Annotated in this window: 17 protein-coding genes; 4 read left to right on the top strand and 13 right to left on the bottom strand. The window is 74.6% G+C overall.

Annotated features, from left to right (window positions below; translation table 11 throughout):
- Nucleotides 1–33: 33 nt before the first annotated feature.
- From Sfr03f_RS12715 to Sfr03f_RS12690, 6 genes are all read right to left on the bottom strand, one after another.
- A complete protein-coding gene (locus tag Sfr03f_RS12715) occupies nt 34–1,143 on the bottom strand; it encodes a calcium:cation antiporter (RefSeq protein ID WP_108953952.1) in 1,110 nt (369 codons plus the stop codon).
- 84 nt (nt 1,144–1,227) lie between these two features.
- Nucleotides 1,228–2,217, bottom strand: coding sequence for a TerC family protein (locus tag Sfr03f_RS12710; protein WP_108953951.1), 990 nt, complete (start codon nt 2,215–2,217; stop codon nt 1,228–1,230).
- A gap of 220 nt (nt 2,218–2,437) precedes the next feature.
- Nucleotides 2,438–4,912, bottom strand: coding sequence for a TerD family protein (locus tag Sfr03f_RS12705; protein ID WP_108953950.1), 2,475 nt, complete (start codon nt 4,910–4,912; stop codon nt 2,438–2,440).
- A 60-nt stretch (nt 4,913–4,972) separates the two neighbouring features.
- Entirely contained in the window at nt 4,973–5,551 is a 579-nt protein-coding gene (locus tag Sfr03f_RS12700; RefSeq protein WP_108953949.1) for a TerD family protein, read from the bottom strand.
- Between the two features lie 252 nt (nt 5,552–5,803).
- Nucleotides 5,804–7,933, bottom strand: coding sequence for an excinuclease ABC subunit UvrB (gene uvrB, locus Sfr03f_RS12695; RefSeq protein WP_108953948.1), 2,130 nt, complete (start codon nt 7,931–7,933; stop codon nt 5,804–5,806).
- 96 nt (nt 7,934–8,029) lie between these two features.
- Nucleotides 8,030–8,938, bottom strand: a complete 909-nt coding sequence (locus Sfr03f_RS12690) for an MHYT domain-containing protein (RefSeq protein ID WP_108953947.1) — start codon at nt 8,936–8,938, stop codon at nt 8,030–8,032.
- A gap of 291 nt (nt 8,939–9,229) precedes the next feature.
- Between Sfr03f_RS12690 and Sfr03f_RS12685 the strand changes: the two genes are divergently transcribed.
- Nucleotides 9,230–10,102, top strand: coding sequence for a glycerophosphodiester phosphodiesterase (locus Sfr03f_RS12685; RefSeq protein ID WP_108953946.1), 873 nt, complete (start codon nt 9,230–9,232; stop codon nt 10,100–10,102).
- A gap of 52 nt (nt 10,103–10,154) precedes the next feature.
- Complete coding sequence (locus Sfr03f_RS12680) at nt 10,155–10,730, top strand: methylated-DNA--[protein]-cysteine S-methyltransferase (RefSeq protein ID WP_108953945.1); 576 nt, start codon at nt 10,155–10,157, stop codon at nt 10,728–10,730.
- A gap of 123 nt (nt 10,731–10,853) precedes the next feature.
- Here Sfr03f_RS12680 and Sfr03f_RS12675 read toward each other — a convergent pair whose 3' ends face one another.
- From Sfr03f_RS12675 to Sfr03f_RS12655, 5 genes are all read right to left on the bottom strand, one after another.
- On the bottom strand, nt 10,854–11,681 hold the full coding sequence (locus Sfr03f_RS12675; protein ID WP_108953944.1) for a methyltransferase domain-containing protein: 828 nt from the start codon (nt 11,679–11,681) through the stop codon (nt 10,854–10,856).
- A 31-nt stretch (nt 11,682–11,712) separates the two neighbouring features.
- Nucleotides 11,713–12,345: a nucleoside/nucleotide kinase family protein gene (locus Sfr03f_RS12670; protein WP_108953943.1), complete on the bottom strand. Its 633-nt coding sequence runs from the start codon at nt 12,343–12,345 to the stop codon at nt 11,713–11,715.
- 46 nt (nt 12,346–12,391) lie between these two features.
- On the bottom strand, nt 12,392–13,207 hold the full coding sequence (locus Sfr03f_RS12665; RefSeq protein WP_108953942.1) for an SAM-dependent methyltransferase: 816 nt from the start codon (nt 13,205–13,207) through the stop codon (nt 12,392–12,394).
- A gap of 138 nt (nt 13,208–13,345) precedes the next feature.
- A complete protein-coding gene (locus tag Sfr03f_RS12660; RefSeq protein ID WP_108953941.1) occupies nt 13,346–13,582 on the bottom strand; it encodes a DUF397 domain-containing protein in 237 nt (78 codons plus the stop codon).
- Nucleotides 13,579–14,442 (bottom strand): Sco1979 family transcriptional regulator, encoded by an 864-nt coding sequence (locus Sfr03f_RS12655; protein WP_108953940.1) that lies wholly within the window; start codon nt 14,440–14,442, stop codon nt 13,579–13,581. Before Sfr03f_RS12655 ends, Sfr03f_RS12660 begins: the two co-directional genes overlap by 4 nt.
- Before the next feature lie 284 nt (nt 14,443–14,726).
- Here Sfr03f_RS12655 and Sfr03f_RS12650 point away from each other — a divergent pair, with 284 nt between their 5' ends.
- On the top strand, nt 14,727–15,248 hold the full coding sequence (locus Sfr03f_RS12650) for an ATP-binding protein (RefSeq protein ID WP_245967532.1): 522 nt from the start codon (nt 14,727–14,729) through the stop codon (nt 15,246–15,248).
- Nucleotides 15,239–15,685 carry a hypothetical protein gene (locus Sfr03f_RS12645; protein WP_108953939.1) on the top strand — a complete coding sequence of 149 codons (447 nt, stop codon included), beginning with the start codon at nt 15,239–15,241 and terminating at the stop codon, nt 15,683–15,685. Before Sfr03f_RS12650 ends, Sfr03f_RS12645 begins: the two co-directional genes overlap by 10 nt.
- 90 nt (nt 15,686–15,775) lie before the next feature.
- Here the strand turns inward: Sfr03f_RS12645 and Sfr03f_RS12640 are convergent, their stop codons facing one another.
- Both Sfr03f_RS12640 and Sfr03f_RS12635 read right to left on the bottom strand, forming a co-directional pair.
- Nucleotides 15,776–16,459, bottom strand: a complete 684-nt coding sequence (locus Sfr03f_RS12640) for a DUF899 family protein (protein ID WP_108953938.1) — start codon at nt 16,457–16,459, stop codon at nt 15,776–15,778.
- A gap of 97 nt (nt 16,460–16,556) precedes the next feature.
- Complete coding sequence (locus Sfr03f_RS12635; RefSeq protein WP_108953937.1) at nt 16,557–18,425, bottom strand: FUSC family protein; 1,869 nt, start codon at nt 18,423–18,425, stop codon at nt 16,557–16,559.
- Nucleotides 18,426–18,534 lie beyond the last annotated feature (109 nt).

Raw genomic sequence — 18,534 nt, 5'->3', positions numbered from 1 at the left:
GCGGTGGGCTCCGCACGGTCTATCACGGCCGGTTCAGGGGATGACGGACAGTTCCAGGTAGGCGGCGAGGATGGCCAGGTGCAGGCCAGCCTGGAGCGGGGTGGCCCGCCCGGGGACGATCGTCAGGGTGCCGACCAGGACGGTCAGCGCGAGCAGCACCATGTGGGTGGCGCCCAGCCCGAGGAGCAGCGGGCCGTCCAGCCAGATGGAGGCGATGGCGACGGCCGGGATGGTCAGGCCGATGCTGGCCATGGCGGAGCCGATGGCGAGGTTGAGGCTGGTCTGCACGCGGTCGCGGCGGGCGGCGTGCACCGCGGCGATGGTCTCCGGCAGCAGCACCAGCAGGGCGATGACGACGCCCACCACCGCGTGGGGCATCCCGGCCGCGGCGACGCCGCTCTCGATGGTGGGCGAGACGCCCTTGGCCAGGCCGACCACGCCGCCCAGGGCCACCAGCAGCAGGGCGAGGCTGGCCAGCGCCCTGCGGTTCGACGGCACCTCCGCGTGGTCCTCCTCGGAGATGACGCCGCCCTCCCGGGCGACCGGCAGGAAGTAGTCCCGGTGCCGCCGCGTCTGGGTGGCGACGTAGAGGCCGTAGAGGACGAGCGCGGCCACCGCGGCGAAGACCAGCTGGGCGCCGCTGAACTCGGGGCCGGAAGCGCTCGAGGTGAAGTTCGGCAGCACCAGGCTGAGCGTGGCGAGTGTGGCGACGGTGGCGAGGGCGGCGCCCGTTCCCTCGGGGTTGAAGATCGCGGTGCGGTGCCGCAGCGAGGCCACCAGCAGGCAGATGCCGGTGATGCCGTTGAGGGTGATCATCACGGCGGCGAAGACGGTGTCCCGGGCGAGGGTGGCGCTCTGCTCGCCGCCTCCCACCATCAGCATGACGATCAGCCCGACCTCGATGACGGTGACCGCCACCGCGAGGATGAGCGAGCCGAACGGCTCGCCCACGCGGTGGGCGATCACCTCGGCGTGGTGCACGGCGGCGAGCACCGCGGCGGCCAGGGCCGCCGTCATCAGCACGATCACGCCCGGCGGCACGCTGCGGCCCCAGGTGAGGGCCAGGACGACCACCGCGAGAGCCGGTGCGGCCACCGCCCAGAGCGACCTGGGGGGTCGCTTCCGGGCAGACAGGACTTTCATGCGCCGCTCCTCTCGATCGATGCTTCCGGTCGCACGGTGGCGGGGCCCCGGGGGGCCGCCGCCGCCGTGTCGTCGCCGCCCCGGTCAGGCGTCGGTCCTGTCGGCGTCCGCCTTGGCCCTGGCCTCGGCCTCCCGGGTCTTCCTGTTGGCCATCAGGCTGGTGATCGTGGTGACCACCAGGACGGTGCAGATGACGCCCAGGGAGACCGGGATGGAGATCTCGGGGACGTGCACCCCGGACTCGTGCAGGGCGTGCAGCACCAGCTTCACGCCGATGAAGCCGAGGATCACGGAGAGGCCGTACGACAGGTGGACCAGCTTCTCGAGCAGGCCACCGATCAGGAAGTACAGCTGCCGCAGACCCATCAGGGCGAAGGCGTTGGCGGTGAACACGATGTACGGGTCCTGGGTCAGACCGAAGATCGCGGGGATGGAGTCCAGGGCGAACAGCACGTCGGTGGTGCCGATGGCGAGGATGACGACCATCATCGGCGTCATCACGCGCTTGCCGTTCTCCCGGATGAACAGCTTGGTGCCGTGGTAGCGGTCGGCGACGCCGAAGCGGCGCTCGGCCGCCTTGAGCAGGCGGTTCTCCTCGTACTCCTCCTCGCTGTTCCCGGACCTGGCCTCCTGGATGAGCTTCCAGGCGGTGTAGATCAGGAACGCGCCGAAGATGTAGAAGACCCACGAGAAGCTGGCGATGATCGCCGCGCCCGCCGCGATGAAGACCGCCCGCAGGACCAGGGCGATCAGCACGCCGATCAGCAGCACCCGCTGCTGGAGGTGTGACGGCACCGCGAACTTCGCCATGATCAGGACGAAGACGAACAGGTTGTCGACGCTCAGCGACTTCTCGGTCACGAAGCCCGCGAAGAACTCGCCGGCGGGCGCGCCCCCGGCGAAGACGAGCAGGCCGAGGCCGAAGAGACAGGCGAGGCCGATCCAGACCGCCGTCCAGATGCCGGCCTCCTTGACCGACACGTCGTGCGGCTTGCGGCCGATGAAGAAGTCGGCGCCGATCAGCAGGGCCAGGACGGCCACCGTGGCGACCCACAGGGTCAAGGAAACTTCCACCGATACCTCCGGTCACAGAGAGAAACCGGAGGTCTCTTCCACCCGCGGTCAGACCGCGGGCCGACGCCCCGGGCCCGGGGCTTCTGGCCCGGACCGTATTGACGGGAACGCCGCATCAGACAGGGAGTACTCCCCTCCGTCTGTTCGAAGGTACACCAATCACCAAGGGAGGGTAAAGAGCTGCTTTACCTTTCCTTGGTGCGATGTCGACTACGGAGAGTCACCCGCGGCGGGCTGCGGCGACCCGGGCCAGCACCCCTTCCAGGGTGGCACCGTTCCCGGGCGGCAGCGACGGCTGGTACGTCCAGGCGTGGGAGACCCACGGGTCGGCCAGGTGGTCCTCGGGCACCGGGGTCAGGCGCAGCAGGGACCGCCACAGCGGGTCGAGGAGGGCGCCGAACCCTGCGGCGTCCTCACGGTCCGCCACCATCAGCAGGTGCACTCCGGCGCGCGGTCCCTCGTCGGCCAGATAGCGCAGCGCGGTGACGGCCCGGTCGTCGAAGGCGTGCGGGAAGTCGTGCACGATCAGCAGCCGCTGGGACAGGTCGGTGCCGGGCGGCAGCGACTCGGCGGCGCCGGCCCGCACGGCCATCTGCACCAGGTCGACGTGACCGGCCAGACGGGTGAGCAGGCCCGAGACGGCGGCGGGTCCCACGGACGGGGGCTCGGCGAGCACACCGGCGCGCGCCAGCGGGGTCAGCGCCCGGGCGCCCGCTCCGGCTGCGTCGATCACGTGGACGGTGAACGCGCCGGGCGGGTGGGCGGCCAGCAGCCGGGTGGCGAGCGCGACGGCCATGTCGAGGGCGAGCCGGCGCCGCTCCTCGGGGGTGGCCAGGAGGCCGCCGGCCCCGCCGCCCGCCCCGCTGTCGATCCACAGGCCGCGCTCCAGCGGCAGCCGCAGCAGCAGGGGGATGCGCAGGGCTCCGCTCTCCGGGAGGCTCAGGTCCCCGAGACGCAGCGCCAGGGGCTGCTCCTCGGGCGCGCGGTAGGAGCGCCACACCGGGCTCTCCCAGCGGGCGTACGCCGGGGGGAGGGCGGGTTCGACCACCTCGGACTCGGCCCTCAGCTGGGCGAGCTGCTGGTCGAGGACCTGCTGGGCGCGGCCCACCAGTTCCTCACGGCGGGCCTTGGCCTCCCGGCGGGCACGGTCGACCGTCCCGTCCGCCCGGGCCCGGTAGTCACCCAGCACGGCGTCGATCTCCTGGTCCCGACGGTTGTCGGCGAACTCGACGGCGCCGCGGTAGGCGGCGACGGCCCGGGCCAGGTCCTCGAACATGCCCCAGACCTGGTTGTAGAGCCGCTCCTCCATCGACCACCCGGCGGCGTCCCCGGCCACGGGGGCGGGGGGCTGCTCCGCCCCGTCCTCGCCCCGGGTGCGGGTCCGGTCCTGGGCCTGGTCGTGGCCCTGGGCGGACGACGCCCGTTCCCTGCGCGGATGGCGGTAGTCGATCCGCGAGGCGCCCGCGGTGGCGGGTACGGAACCGGGGGCGGTGTGCGTGCCGGACGGTTCGGTCCGGCCGGACGCGCCGCCGGGCGGGGCCCCGGACGTGCCGCCGGACGGGGCCGAGGGCGCTCCGGGCGCTCCAGGGGCGTCGAGGGGCGGCAGGCCCGGGGCGCCGGAGGCGGCCATCGGTGCGGCTCCTCCGGTCGTGTGCGCACCGCCCGGCGCCGCGTGGGCGCCCTCGGGGGCGGTCGCCCCACCCGGGGCGCCACCTGACGTCCCCCGGGCCGCGGAGCCCTCAGGGGCCCCCGGTGCGGTCACGCCGGCCGAAGCCGTCGGGGCCGGAACGGCCGGTCCGCCGTGACTCTGCGCGGTCGCACCGGCGGGCGTGCCCACGGCGGGCGGCCCGGCTGCGGCCGGTGCGCCGGAAGCAGCCGTCCCGGAAGCAGCCGTCCCGAAGGCAGGTGTCCCCGCGGCGGGCGTTCCCGCTGCGGAGGCGGGCGTCCCGGAGGGAGACGTCCCCGCGGCGGAGGCAGGCGCGCCTGAGGAGAGCGTCCCCGCAGCGGACGACGCACCCGCGGCGGAGGTCCCCGCAGCGGACGACGCGCCCGCGGCGGCGGAGGCGCCCGCGGCGGACGGTGTGCCGGCGGCGGGTGTCCCGGCGGCGGAGGGCGGTGGCAGCGGCCGGTCGCCGTTCTGCTCCGCGACGACGGCGACCGCGGCGACGGCGGCGAGACGTTGGGCCTCGGCGGAGGGCAGGCCGTGGTCGGTCAGCAGCGCCGCGAGCCCCGCCGCGTACCCCTGCCCCACGGCGCGGACCTTCCACGCCCCCTGCCTGCGGTACAGCTCCAGCGCGACGACCGCGCACTCGCTGTCCAGCCCGGTGATGGTGTAGCTGACCAGCGGCGGCCCCGAGGACCCGTCCGCGACGACGGCGGTGAAGGGGGCGGGCCCGCCGCCGAACCGCGCCCCGGCCGGCAGGGCCAGGACGATCCCCACCCGGTGGACCGTCTCCGGCAGCGCGGCCGGCTCGACCGTCACCCGGTGCTCGCCCCCGGCGGCCCGCCCCGGGAGCCCGACGCCGGGCGGCCCGGCGGGGCCTCCCGGCAGGAGCACGCCCTCGACGCCCGCGAGGCGGCCCTGCTCGTCCGTGAGGACCACCCCGACCGCCACCGGGCGGGCGGCCGTGACCCGGACCTCCGGTCGGGCCTCGGTGAGCGGATGGTTCTGGCCCCGCACCAGCTCAGCCGTCATCGCCGTCCTCCCCCTCCGTACGCCCGCCGCCGGTTCCGCGGCGGGGGCCCGCCTCCTGCGTCAGAGCTGCCGGGAGATGTCCGGCAGCAGGTCCTGGAACGTGCGGCCGTTGGACGGCGCGCCGATGGCCGTCATCGTCCAGCCCGGCCCGCTGCGGTGGACCTTCGCCATGATCTGCGCGGTGTACGCCCCGCCGCCGGCCAGCGTGTAGCGGGCCAGCTCGCGGCCGTTGGTCTCGTCGACCAGGCGGCAGAAGGCGTTGGCGACCTCCTCGAAGGTCTGCCCGGTGAAGGAGTTCACCGTGAACACGATCTTGTCCACGTGCACCGGCACCCGCTGGAGGTCGACCAGGATCGCCTCGTCGTCCCCTCCGGTGCCGGCGCCGCCGACCAGGTTGTCGCCGGTGTGCCGCACCGAGCCGTCGTCGCTGACGAGGTGGCGGAAGAAGACCACGTCCACCAACTGCTCCCCGGCGAACAGCAGGGCGGAGGCGTCCAGGTCGATCTCCCGGACCCGGCGGCCGAACAGACCGCGGCGCGGGGCGGACTGCCAGCCCAGCCCCATGCGGACCGCGGTGAGGCTACCGCCGTCGTCCTTCTGCAGACTGATCGCCTGGCCCTTGGTCATGTTGACGGTCACGCGCGGTCCCCTCTCGGACATGAAGTCCCCGTGATTCCCCTCGCCCGCGGTCCCCCGCGAGCCCTTCGACCCTATGGGCGCACGCCACCGCCGCGCCCGCCCCTTGCGGGATTTGTGTCGGTCCTGCAACACAGCGCCGCGACGACGGAGCCCGCGGACCGGCCCGGAGCCGGAACAGCCCGCCGCCGGACCGGGGCGGAGCCGGGCCGGCCCGGAGCCGGTCCGGAGTCGGCCCGCAGGCCGGCGGACCGCTCAGGCCACCCCCGCCTCCTTCATCTGCCGCAGCTCCTTCTTCATCTCGGAGACCTCGTCCCGCAGCCGGGCGGCGACCTCGAACTGGAGGTCGGCGGCGGCGGCGCGCATCCGCTGCGTCATCTCCTCGATCTGCTGCGCGAGCTCAGCGGCCGGCCGGTCCGTCACCGCGCCGCCGCCCTTGGCGCCCTTGCCCTTGCGGGCCGCCTTGGACGAGGCCGCCGGGACCGGGGCCGTGCCGGCGGCCTTGCCGCCGCCCTGCCGGTAGCCGGTGCCGAGCAGCTGCTCGGTGTCGACCTCCTCGCGGGAGATCTGCGACACGATGTCGTTGATCTTCTTGCGCAGCGGCTGCGGGTCGACGCCGTTCGCCTTGTTGTAGGCGACCTGCTTCTCCCGGCGGCGGTTGGTCTCGTCGATCGCCTTGGCCATGGCCGGGGTGATCTTGTCGGCGTACATGTGGACCTGGCCGGAGACGTTGCGCGCCGCGCGGCCGATGGTCTGGATCAGCGAGGTCCCGGAGCGCAGGAAGCCCTCCTTGTCGGCGTCCAGGATGGCCACCAGGGACACCTCGGGCAGGTCGAGGCCCTCACGGAGCAGGTTGATGCCGACCAGGACGTCGTACTCGCCCGCGCGCAGCTCGCGCAGCAGCTCGATGCGGCGCAGGGTGTCCACGTCGCTGTGCAGGTAGCGGACCTGGATACCGAGCTCCAGGAAGTAGTCGGTGAGGTCCTCGGCCATCTTCTTGGTGAGGGTGGTGACCAGGACCCGCTCGTCCCGCTCGACGCGCTCGCGGATCTCGTGCACCAGGTCGTCGATCTGGCCCTCGGTGGGCTTGACCACGACCTCCGGGTCGACCAGGCCGGTCGGGCGGATGATCTGCTCGACCTGCCCCTTGGAGCGGGACAGCTCGTAGGCGCCGGGGGTCGCCGACAGGTAGACCGCCTGCCCGACGCGCTCCTGGAACTCCTCCCACTTCAGCGGCCGGTTGTCCATCGCGGACGGGAGCCGGAAGCCGTGGTCGACCAGGGTGCGCTTGCGGGAGGCGTCGCCCTCGAACATGGCGCCGATCTGCGGGACCGTGACGTGGGACTCGTCGATGACCAGGAGGAAGTCCTCCGGGAAGTAGTCCAGCAGGGTGTTCGGCGGCGTGCCGGGGCTGCGGCCGTCGAAGTGCATCGAGTAGTTCTCCACGCCGGAACAGGTGCCGATCTGGCGGAGCATCTCGAGGTCGTAGGTGGTGCGCATGCGCAGCCGCTGGGCCTCCAGCAGCTTGCCCTGCTTCTCCAGCTCGGCGAGGCGCTGCTCCAGCTCCGCCTCGATGTCGCGGACCGACCGCTCGAGCCGCTCGGGGCCGGCCACGTAGTGCGAGGCGGGGAAGACGTAGAGCTGCCGCTCGTCGCTGATGATCTCGCCGGTCAGCGGGTGGAGCGTGGTCAGCGACTCGATCTCGTCGCCGAACATCTCGATGCGGACGGCGAGCTCCTCGTACACCGGGAAGATCTCGATGGTGTCGCCGCGCACCCGGAAGGTGCCGCGGGTGAACGCCACGTCGTTGCGGGTGTACTGGATGTCCACGAAACGGCGCAGCAGCTCGTCCCGGTCGATCTCCTCGCCGACCTTCAGCGGGACCATCCGGTCCACGTACTCCTGGGGCGTGCCCAGGCCGTAGATGCAGGAGACGGAGGCGACCACGACGACGTCCCGGCGGGTGAGCAGGGAGTTGGTCGCGGAGTGGCGCAGCCGCTCGACCTCCTCGTTGATCGAGGAGTCCTTCTCGATGTAGGTGTCCGACTGCGGGACGTACGCCTCGGGCTGGTAGTAGTCGTAGTACGAGACGAAGTACTCGACGGCGTTGTTCGGCAGCAGCTCGCGGAACTCGTTGGCCAGCTGGGCGGCGAGGGTCTTGTTCGGCGCCATCACCAGCGTCGGCCGCTGGAGCTGCTCGATCATCCAGGCGGTGGTGGCGGACTTGCCGGTGCCGGTCGCGCCGAGCAGGACGACGTCCTTCTCGCCGGCCTTGATCCGCCGGGACAGGTCGGCGATCGCGGTGGGCTGGTCACCGCTCGGCTGGTAGGGGCTGACGACCTCGAAGGGCGCCACCGTGCGTTCGATGTGGGAAACGGGCCGCATGCCTCCACGTTACGACCCGGCACCGACAACGTCCCCGGACCGCGGTCGCGCGGGGCCCGCGCGGCCTTCGCGCGGGCCGTGCCCGGGGGCTCCCCGTCAGCCGTACCGGGCGGCGCTGCGGTCCTTCTCGCGGCTGCCTGCCAGGGACCCGCGGCGGGCGTCACGGGCCTCGGGCCCGGGACCGGGCCGGGACGCCGGGCCGGACAGGCGCGAGGCGGGCACCGAGCCGGGGACCGGGCCGTACAGGTCCTCGCCGGCGCGCTGGGGGGCCGGGCGGCTCATCACCATCTGCGGGTCGAACATCACCACGATCCCGGCCAGCAGCAGGAAGGCCAGCGGGCCCGCCAGCATGGGGCCGAGCAGGACGTCGGCCGGGGTGCCCGTGGCCGGGTCGGTGGGGCTCCGGTGCAGGTGGACGGTGGCGGCGGCCATGCCGGTGTAGTGCATGCCGGTGACCGCGAGCCCCATCACCAGGCTGGCCCCGACGCTCCACAGCGGGCCGCGCACCTGACTCGCCGCCCACAGGGCGGTGGTGGCGGCGACCACCCCGATGAGGGCGGAGAGGGTGACGGTGAAGGTGTCGTAGCGCAGTTCGCCGTCGAAGCGCATTCCGGCCATGCCGAGGTAGTGCATGGAGGCGATCCCCAGGCCGGTGAGGGTGCCGCCGGTGAACAGCGCCGTACCGGTGGCGTTCCAGTAGCCCACCAGGAAGGTGCCGATGCCGACCATGACGACGGCCACCGCGAGGCTGGCGAAGGTGGTCGGCAGGTCGTAGTTGATCACCGTCCCGTCGATCGAGAAACCGGTCATCGCGATGAAGTGCATCGTCCAGATGCCGGAGCCTATGGCGACCGACCCGAGGGCCAGCCAGGCCGCCCTGCGGCGGCCGACCAGCAGCGCCCGGGTGGTGCAGCGCAACCCGAGGGCGCCGCCGAGGCAGGCCATCACGAAGGCCGCCACCGGCGTGATCAGCCCGTGACTGAAACCGTCGACCGTGCCTTGCATGCGCGGCTTCCCTTCCGCCCCGTGTCGTCCGTGTGGATGCGTCGCGTCCGTCCTGTCCGGTACCCGCCCAAGCGACCGGGTACCGGTGGGGAGAGTATGACTCTCACCTGATGGGACCAACGATTCTGCGTCAAAGAATCACATCGTCGACGCACTTGTGAGGGTGCCCCCGGGCCGAATTGGGCGCCGGGGGCACCGGGGGCCGCTCCACGCCCGTTCCGGCATCCCTGCCTCGCGCACCGTCTGCTGTCACTCTGGAACCGTCCGTGACAGTCGACGCGAGGAGAACGCATGCACGCGCGCGCAGTCGCCGCGACCGCCTCGGCGCTTCTGGGCCTGGTCGCCCTTCTGCTCCCGATCTCCGGCGCCCGCGCCGACCACGAGACCCCACGCCCCGCGGTCATCGCCCACCGGGGCGCTTCCGCCCTGGCGCCCGAGAACACGCTGCTCGCCGTGGACCGGGCGCACCGCCTGGGGTTCACCTGGGTGGAGAACGACGTGCAGCGCACCAAGGACGGCGTCCTGGTGGTCCTCCACGACGCGGGTCTGGCCCGGACGACGAACGTGGAGCAGGTCTTCCCCGGCCGCGCCCCGTGGCGGGTGCGCGACTTCACGTCGGCGGAGATCGCCCGGCTGGACGCGGGCAGCTGGTTCGGGCGGCGGTTCCGGGGCGCGCGCGTGCCGACGCTGCGGCAGTACCTGGCCCGGGTGGACCGCAACCGGCAGAGCCTGCTGCTGGAGATCAAGAACCCGGCGTTCTACCCGGGCATCGCCCCGCAGGTGCTGGCCGAGCTGCGCCGCTCCGGGTGGCTGGACCGCGCCCACCTGAAGCGGCTGGTGATCCAGAGCTTCGACGCGCCGACCGTGCGCACGGTGCACCGGCTCCGCCCGGCCGTGCGCACGGCCGTGCTGGGCGCGCCGTCGGTGGCCCGGCTGCGGGAGTACGCGCGGTTCGCGGACCAGATCAACCCCCGGCACCTGGGGCTCACGGTGGGCTACGTGGCCGCGGTGCAGCGGCTTCGCGGGCCGCACGGGCGGCCGGTCGAGGTCTGCGCGTGGACCGTGGACCGGCCGGTGGACACGCTGATCGCGGCGACGTACGGGGTCGACTGCCTGATCACCAACCGGCCCGACGTGGTGCGGCGGGCGCTGTCGGTGTTCTGACCGGTTCCACGGCCGCCGCCCCGTTGTCGGCGGCGGGTCGTACGGTGGGCGCATGGACAGCTCGGAGCGGGGCGGGACCGCCGGCGGCCGGTGGGCCGCCTACGAGGTCGTGGAGGGGCCGCTGGGGCCGGTGCTCCTCCTCGTCACGCCGCGGGGGCTGGCCGGCGTGGTGTTCCACGCCCGGCCCGAGGTGTGCGAGCGGTTCCTCGCCCGGGCCGCCGCCCGGCTGGGCGTGCGGCCCGCGCGGGATCCCGGCGCGCCGCTGCTCGCGGAGGCGGTGCGCCAGCTCGGCGAGTACCTGTCCGGCGGGCTGCGGGAGTTCTCCCTTCCGCTGGACTGGTCGCTGCTGCCCGGCGAGGCGGGGTTCAACGGCCGGGTGCTGCGGGAGCTGGCGGCGTCGGTGCCGTACGGGGCGGTGGTCGGTTACGGGGAGCTGGCCCGCCGGGTCGGGCGGCCCGGCGGGGCGCAGGCGGTGGGGGCGGCGATGGGTTCCAACCCGCTGCCGGTGGTGGTGCCGTGCCACCGGGTGGTGGAGAGCGACGGCGGGGTGGGCGGGTTCTCCGGCGGCCTGGAGACCAAGCGCCGTCTCCTCGCCCTCGAAGGTGTCCTGCCCGAGCCGCTCTTCTGACCCACCCGCACACCACCGGCCGCCACACCTCACCGGCCGCCGCACACCACCGGCCGACGCACCTCACCGGCCGACGCACCCGCCTGCCCGACCGCCCACGGCACCCTGCCGCGCGGATCCCGGTCAGGGGCGGCGGCCCCGGACGGAGACGAGGGGGGTGGCGGCGAGGTCCATGCCGCCTGCGGCGACGTGCGTGAGGTGGCGGTCGATCTCCTCGTCCGTGGCGACGCCCGCCGCGGTGAGCGCCGCCCGGTGCTGCAGGACGGTGGCCGTCTCGAGCCGTCCGCACGCCTCGGAGGCGAGCGGGACGTACACGTCCGCCTCCACCCGCCGCAGCCCGGCCTCGCGCAGGAGCCGCGGCAGGCGGCGGCCGTGGGCGAGGTCCACCCCGTGCCGGGCGAGCAGGTGCCGCAGCCCGAGCCGCAGCCGGTTGGCGAGCTTGTGCTCGGCGCCGGACTCCTCGGGGCACAGCAGCGGCTGCAGCTCCAGGTCGGCCTCCTCCACCAGCAGCCGCCCGCCGGGCCGCAGCGCCCGGATCATCGACCGCAGCGCGCGGTCCGGGTCCTCGGCCTCGGCCAGCGTCAGCCGCGCGTGCACCAGGTCGAAGCCCTCGCCCGGCGGCTCGTCACGGCCCAGGCGGTGCACGCGGCTCTCCACCGGCCGGGCGGCGGCCTCGGCCCGGGAGGCGTCGGCGTCGGTCAGGACGACCTTCCCGGTCGGCCCGGCCTTCTTGGCCAGCCAGGCCGCCACGGTCGCCCCGCCGGCGCCGACCTCCCAGCAGCGCCAGCCGGGACCCACGCCCAGTTCCTCCAGGTGCCGGCAGGTCACGGGGTCGAAGAGGGCGGACACCGCCTCCTGGCGGGCGGCGGCCACCTCCCGCAGGCGGCTGTCGTGCGGGTCGGGAGTCCCGTCCGTCCGGTCGTCGGTCCGGTAACCGTCGAGTGTCGTCATGCCGGAATCATCCCAGTCCGTCCGGTTCGGGTCAGCCGTTCCACGCCGGGTGGCGCGGGTCGTCGGCCCGCACCAGGACGTCGGCCGCCGCCACGGGGCCGATCTCGCGGTCGTAGCGCTCGTACGCCGGGAGGGTCCACCGCTCCTCCTCCGGGGTCCGGCGGCGCAGCGCGCCCGGCGAGAGGGCCAGGTGGACGGTGAGGTCGAAGGGGAAGGCCTCCTTCAGCAGGAAGGGACCGTGCAGCAGGAGCGGCGAGCCGGGCGGCAGGGGGACGGCGGGGCTGCGGGTGGCCCGGTCGGTGACGGGGTCCCACAGGTCGGGCAGCACGCGCCCCTCGCCGCCGGGGTGGAGTGGCCCGAGGACCTCGCGCCACAGGGCGCCGGTGTCGAACCAGCCGTCGTAGTAGGAGTCGACGTCCTGATGGCCGTACTCGTAGCGCAGGGAGGCGGGCCGCAGGAAGCCCTCCGTGCCGACCACCACGGCGGCGCGGCCCCGGGGACGCAGGGCCTCGGCGACGCGGGCGGCGAGTTCGCCCGGCCGGGCGGCCGGCGCGCCGTCGAAGGCCACCCGGGGCCAGGGCGAGCCGTCGGCAGGCGCGAGGTCGCGGAGGCGGTCCGCGAGGCGGTCGGCGAGGCGTTCCCAGGTGATCGCTTCGAGTCGCACTCCCCCACCGTAACGGGGGAGCGGGCGGCCCCCGTTCCCGGTGCGGTCAGACCTTGCGGGCGACGGCGGCGTAGCCGGGGACGACGATGTCCTCCTGTCCCGGCACCGGCTCGCCGAGCTCGGGGTGCCAGAGCTCGGGGGTCACCACGCCCGGCTCGACGAGTTCCAGGCCGTCGAAGAAGCGCGTGAACTCCGCGCGGCTGCGCAGCGCCAGGTTCATCGCGCTGTTGCGGTACATCTCGTCCGCCTGCGCGGCCGCCTCGGGGTCGGCGTCGGCGGTGGCGTGCGAGATCACCAGGTGGCTGCCCGGGGCGAGGGCCCCGACCAGCCTCTCCACCAGTTCGTAGGCGCCGTCCTCGTCCTTGACGAAGTGCAGCAGGGCGATCAGCGAGAGGGCGACCGGCCGGTCGAGGTCCAGGATCTCGCCGGCCCGCTCCAGGATGAGGTCGGTCCGGCGGGCGTCGGCCTGCACGTAGTCGATGGCGCCCTCGGGGGTGCCGCGGAGCAGCGCCTCGGCGTGGGCGAGCACGATCGGGTCGTTGTCGCAGTAGACGACGCGGCACTGCGGGGCGACGCCCTGCACGATCTGGTGCAGGTTGGGCTCGGTGGGGATGCCGGTGCCGACGTCGAGGAACTGGCGGACGCCCTGCTGGGCCAGCCAGCGGGCCGACCGCTGCATGAAGGCCCGGTTGACCTTCGCCATCACCGGGACCTTGGGCTCGACGGCCAGCAGCCGGCGGCCCATGGCCTCGTCCACGGGGTAGTTGTCCTTGCCGCCGAGGAACCAGTCGTACATCCGCGCCGGGTGCGGCCGGGTGGTGTCGATCCCGGCGGCGTCGCCGCCGGCTACCTGTCCGGACATCGTCGGCTCCTCGTCGGTTCGGCAACCTGAGCAACAGCAGAATCAAGTGTTCGCAAATATAAGCAAGTTGAGTGTTGGTTCGACCACCGGCCCCGTGGATCGCCGCCCGGCAGCGGCGTCTTGACGGCACGCCGGTCGTCAGGAGAGGAGGAAGTCGGCTTCACCCGCCTTGGCGCCCTCGATGAAGGCGGTCATCTCGGCGCTGGTGTATATCAGCGCGGGGCCTTCCGGGTCGGTCGACTGCCGCAGTGCGACCCGGCCGTCGGCGAGCTTCATCGCCTCCAGGCAGTTGCCCCCGTTGGGGCCGCTCCAGGGCTTGCGCCAGCCCTCGCTCCCCAGCAGACCGGCCGGCATCCCGTTGTAGATCGGTGTCATGCAAACTCCTCGCGGAGATCGCGCAGGATCTCCTTCGTGCGTTGTGCGGTGGCGGCTGCCGCCGCCATGCGGTCCATGACCTGCAGGTGGGCCGACACCTCGGCCCGCGCGTCCAGGTAGACAGCCCCGGTCAGGTACTCGCTGTAGACCATGTCCGGGAGCTCCGGCATGGCGAACCGGAACAGCACGAACGGGCCGTACGTCCCGGCGTGCGGGCCGGCCGAGAACTCGGCGACCTGCAACGTCACATGGGGGAGGTCGGCGGCCTCCAGCAGCCGGCCGATCTGGGCGCGCATCACCTCGGGTCCGCCGACCGGGCGGCGCAGCGCCGTCTCGTCCATCACCACCCAGAACCGGGGGGCGTCGCGGCGGGTGAGCAGCTGCTGGCGGCGCATCCGCAGCGCCACCAGCCGCTCGGTCTGCTCCGGGTCCTCCCGCCCGGTGGCCCCGGCGCGGATCACGCCCCGTGCGTAGTCCTCGGTCTGCAGCAGGCCCGGCACGAAGTGCGGTTCGTAGCCGCGGATCAGCGAGGCCGCGCCCTCGAGGCTGACGTACAGGGAGAACCAGCCGGGCAGGATGTCGTGGTAGCGCTGCCACCAGCCGGGCTTGTTGGCGTCCTCGGCGAGCCGGACGAAGGCCTGCGCCTCCTCGTCGTCCACCCCGTACGCCTTGAGCAGCAGGTGGACGTACGGGATCTTGAGCGCGACCTCGGCGGTCTCCATGCGCCGCACCGTCGCCGGGGCGACGTGCAGGAGGCGGGCCGCCTCCTCGCGCTTCATCCCGGCGCTCTCCCGCAGGTCCAGCAGGCGACGGCCGAGCACCACCTGCCCGACGGTGGGCGCGGATCTCGGCTCGCTCATTCCTGGCCTCCTGGCGGCGGCGTCACCGGACCGGCTGCCACGCGATACCCCCGTTTGTCCCGCACGTCTGTCCGACACGTTCTGGTGAAACCGCTGTTGGGGACGGTTGGAAGCTTCCCTCGCGGCATCGGAGAGCAGTGTGCCATGGCCGACTCAGAGAGTCTCCAGGCACTCTGCAACTTTCAGAGTGGCTCTTGCCAAGTGTTCTTGACGCGGCGATAGTGGCATGCGTGATTCCGCCCGCGCCCTTAAGTGCCGCCTCCGCCGAGGGGAAGCCGTCTCCGGTGGCCGGACCCACCGCCGAGCGGAGGTTCCGGGTCCAGCTCCCCGCGCATCCCTCCACGCCGGCCCGGGCCCGCCGCCTCGCTCGCGGGGAACTGGCCGGCTGGCGGATCACGGAGGACGCCTACGACACCGCGCTGCTGGTGATCTCCGAGCTGGTGACCAACGCGGTGGTGCACACCGGGGGTCAGCGCGTGGTCTGCGAGGTGCGGCGGGTCCCGGGCGCGCTGCGGATCACGGTGCGCGACGAGGGGTGCGCCGCCGAGGAGGTCCAGGTGCGGCCCCCCGACCCGGAGCGGGAACACGGACGCGGCCTGCTGCTGGTGGACGCGATGTGCCGTGCCTGGGGCGCCCAGCGGCACGACGCGGGAATGCTGGTGTGGGCGGAGGTGGCCCATCTGGACCTCGGCTGGGGCGCGCCGCCCGAGCCGGAGGACGACGCCGACGGCGAGTGCGAGACGGAGAGCCGGGCCGCCGCCCTGCCCAGGGCGGACGGCACCGGGACGGGGGCCGAATGGGTGTGAGCGCGGGATTCGCCGGAGGCCGGAGCATGACCATGGACACACTGGTACGCATGACTCGCCGAACGGGCGGTCCGGCGGCGGCCCGGCGTCTGGCTCTGCCGGAGCGCATGAGCCTGCCGCTGGGCTGCGACGCCGTCGTGGTCCCGGCGGACCTCGCGGCCCGCGCCCTGCCCCACCTGCCGCGGGTGGGCTGTGTGTACGCCGACGGCACACAGTGGTGGTGGATCGTGCCCGCCGACTCCGACTACGCGATGACCTGGCCGGAGCCGGTCCGGTACGTGCCGGGAGCCGTGCTGCCGGAGGTGCCCCGCACCGTGCCCGAGCTGCTCCACGCGCCCGACGGCACGGTTCCGTACACCCCGCCCATCCCGCTGTACCTGGCGCTGTGCCAGGTGACGGGCGCGGCACCGGCCTGGTCGGCCCCCGTCACCGCCTGACCGGCAGCCCGCGGGCGGGGCCCGCCGGGTCCCGGCCCGGGACCCGTGGAGCGCGCGCCGGAGTCCACGGCCCGTCCGTCACGGCCGTCCTCACTCGTACGCGTCGTGGTACCGCAGCGCCGGACGGGGGCCCGCGCCCAGCGCGCGGGCCCGCCCCGGCGGCTCCTCCCCCTCCTCCTGCCGCCCGAGCGCGGTCAGGTCGAGGAGGCCGCCCAGCGCGCCGATGCCTTCCAGGCCGTCCTCGAAGGCCGAGTAGGTGTGGAAGACGCGGTCCCGGTCCCGCAGGAAGCAGCTCAGCCCCGGCCGGTCCACGAGGTGTCCCCCGCGCACCACGGTGACGTCGAAGTCCGCGTCGAAGGGGCCGCCCGCGGAGGAGTACCAGGGCACCGCCCAGCCCATCCGGGCCTTGAACGGCAGGATCCGCCGGAACGGAGCGCGCGACACCACGGCGAAGCTGGTGTGCCGCGCCCACAGGTGGGGCAGCGGCCCGACCTGGTCGAGGAACGCGGCGCTCCGCGGGCAGCCGGCCTCCCACTCCGGCGGGAACACGAAGTGGTGCACGATCAGCTGGGGCCGGCCCTCGAAGAGGTCGCGCAGGGTGGCCCGGCCGTCCCCGCCGTCGAAGACGTACTCGTCGCCCACCTCCACCATCGGCAGCCGGCGCCGCCGCGCGTTCAGGGCCCGCCGGGCCCTGTCCAGCTCCTCCTCCTGGGCCCGCAGCGCCTCGCGCGCGGCACGCCACTCCTCCCGCGTGACGATCTGCGGAAGACTCACGTCCCCTCCTCGGAACCGGTGGATGCGTCGACAGCAGTGCTGACCGGTCGTCACCGGAGAACTCATCGCTCCGGGGGAGGTGATTTTCCCGCGCCGCTCAGGGCGTCCTGAGCGGGGCGGTGCGGGGCCGGGGGCGGGGCGCGGCCGCGAGCTCCTCGAGCAGCTGGGTCAGCCGGCGGGTGTGGCGGGCGGTGAGGTGGCCGGTGTCGTCGAGCTGGACCGCGCAGGCGGTGACCGTGTCCACCAGTTCCTCCAGCAGGGCCGCGGTGCGGCCGGCGCCCGCCGTACCGCGGGTGTGGGCGGGCAGCGGCAGTTCGGCGGCCGCCAGCGCCGCGGCGGCGCGGGCCTTCGCCAGGGTGCGGTAGGCCTCCCGGCGCAGCGTCCGGCCCTGCGCCAGGCGGTCGCCGGTGCGGGGCGCGTCGGGCTCGCCGAGGACGTGGGCGAGGTGCGCCTCCGCCGCCCCCGCGGCGTCCGCGAGCTGCGCCCCGACCCGTCCGCCGGCCCGGCCGGGCACCGGCAGGTGCCCCACCAGCAGCACGATGCCGCAGGCCAGCAGCGTCTCCCCGATGCGCGCCACGGCGGCCTGCGGTTCCCCTCCGGCGACCATCAGGGCGAGCACCAGGACGGTCACCACCGCGGTCTGCGCCGCGAAGTGACGGGTGGCCAGGGGGATGAGGGAGCCGGCGGCCACCACCAGGGCCACCTCTCCGGCCGGCCGGGGCAGCAGTGCCGCCGCCCCGGCGAACAGCGCGGCGCCCAGCACGGTGCCGGCCGCCCGGCACAGCACCCGTGAGACCAGCGGCCCCAGGTCGGGCTTGACCAGGAACACGGCGGTGGCGGGCAGCCAGTACCAGTGGGTGTGGTGCAGTGCCTGGGCGACGGCGGCGCCCGCGCCGAAGCTGAGGGCGACCCGCAGCCCGTACTCCCGGCCGCCCGGGCCCAGCGCGGTGCGCACCGCGGCGCCCGGACCGCGCCGCAGGGCGTGCGGGCGGACCGCGTCGTCGCCCCGGTCGAAGGTGAGCGCGGCCTGCAGCAGCGCCTCGTCGAGCCGCCGCAGCGCCGCGGTGGCGCGTTCGGGGGCGGGCAGCGGCCCCGGGCGGCCCGCCTCGCCGACGGCGGCGGCCAGCCTGCGCAGCGACTCCACCGCGCGGCGGGGCACCGTCTCCCCCGCCCAGGCCAGCGCGGTGGCGGCCTCGGCCAGCGGCAGCACGGCGGCGAACCGGGCGTGCAGCCGCCTCTCGGCGGCGGTGCTCGCGTGGCTGCGCCACCAGGGGCCGGCGAGGGCGTCCTGCGCCTGGTCGAGGGCGGCCGTCAGCGCGGTGCGGCGGGCGGTGGCCTGCGGGGTCCCGGCGGCCTCCAGCAGCGCGGCCACCGCCCGGTACGCCTGCGCGACGGCGGCGCGCTCGACGGCGGCGGCCCGCCGCTCCCGGGTGACGGCGCGCAGTCCGGCCGGGCGGGCCGCCACCTGCCGGAGCGCGATCAGCCAGCCGGCGCCGAGCAGGAAGCACACGGCCCGCTGCCAGGCCGGGGCGGGCAGCGGGGCGCCGGCCCCGACCGCGCACATCACGAGGAACTGGGTGCCGGCCGCGGAGGCCACCGGCCCGACCGCGCTGACGGCGCCGGCCACCAGCGCGGCCGCCGCGAGGACCAGGGTGAGCGCGACGGCGGCGAAGGCGTCCCCCGCCACCGTGCCGAAGGCCAGCCCCGCCGCACCGCACACCGCGGGCGTGCCCAGCCGGTGGACCGCCGCGCGGCGGCCTCCGGGGCGGTCGTTGATGCCGGCGAACATGGCGCCCAGCGCCGCCGTGACGCCCGCGGACGGCCACCCGGCGAGCAGCGCCGCCGCCAGCAGCGGGCCGGCCGCGCACGCCCCCCGGACCACGGCGCCCCACGGCACCGGTTCCCACCGCGCGCTCAGCGCGTGCGCCAGCCACGGCGGCAGGGGGGTGCGGGTGCGAGCGGTCACGGAGACTCCCGTCGGGTGCGGTGGGCGTCTTCGGGCGTCGTCGGCCGAGCGGGACCCGTCCACCGTACCGAGGCCCCACGAACAGGCGCGAACAGCGGTGTTGCGGACG

Source organism: Streptomyces fragilis (assembly GCF_003112515.1).
Taxonomy (GTDB): Bacteria; Actinomycetota; Actinomycetes; order Streptomycetales; family Streptomycetaceae; genus Streptomyces; species Streptomyces fragilis.
This window is presented reverse-complemented; position numbering and strand designations above follow the sequence as displayed.

Bases quoted from the DNA above. Each gene is read 5' to 3' on its own strand.
- Sfr03f_RS12715 (WP_108953952.1), bottom strand. From the start codon at position 1,143: ATGAAAGTCCTGTCTGCCCGGAAGCGACCCCCCAGGTCGCTCTGGGCG.
- Sfr03f_RS12705 (WP_108953950.1), bottom strand. From the start codon at position 4,912: ATGACGGCTGAGCTGGTGCGGGGCCAGAACCATCCGCTCACCGAGGCC.
- uvrB (WP_108953948.1), bottom strand. From the start codon at position 7,933: ATGCGGCCCGTTTCCCACATCGAACGCACGGTGGCGCCCTTCGAGGTC.
- Sfr03f_RS12690 (WP_108953947.1), bottom strand. From the start codon at position 8,938: ATGCAAGGCACGGTCGACGGTTTCAGTCACGGGCTGATCACGCCGGTG.
- Sfr03f_RS12685 (WP_108953946.1), top strand. From the start codon at position 9,230: ATGCACGCGCGCGCAGTCGCCGCGACCGCCTCGGCGCTTCTGGGCCTG.
- Sfr03f_RS12680 (WP_108953945.1), top strand. From the start codon at position 10,155: ATGGACAGCTCGGAGCGGGGCGGGACCGCCGGCGGCCGGTGGGCCGCC.
- Sfr03f_RS12675 (WP_108953944.1), bottom strand. From the start codon at position 11,681: ATGACGACACTCGACGGTTACCGGACCGACGACCGGACGGACGGGACT.
- Sfr03f_RS12665 (WP_108953942.1), bottom strand. From the start codon at position 13,207: ATGTCCGGACAGGTAGCCGGCGGCGACGCCGCCGGGATCGACACCACC.
- Sfr03f_RS12660 (WP_108953941.1), bottom strand. From the start codon at position 13,582: ATGACACCGATCTACAACGGGATGCCGGCCGGTCTGCTGGGGAGCGAG.
- Sfr03f_RS12655 (WP_108953940.1), bottom strand. From the start codon at position 14,442: ATGAGCGAGCCGAGATCCGCGCCCACCGTCGGGCAGGTGGTGCTCGGC.
- Sfr03f_RS12645 (WP_108953939.1), top strand. From the start codon at position 15,239: ATGGGTGTGAGCGCGGGATTCGCCGGAGGCCGGAGCATGACCATGGAC.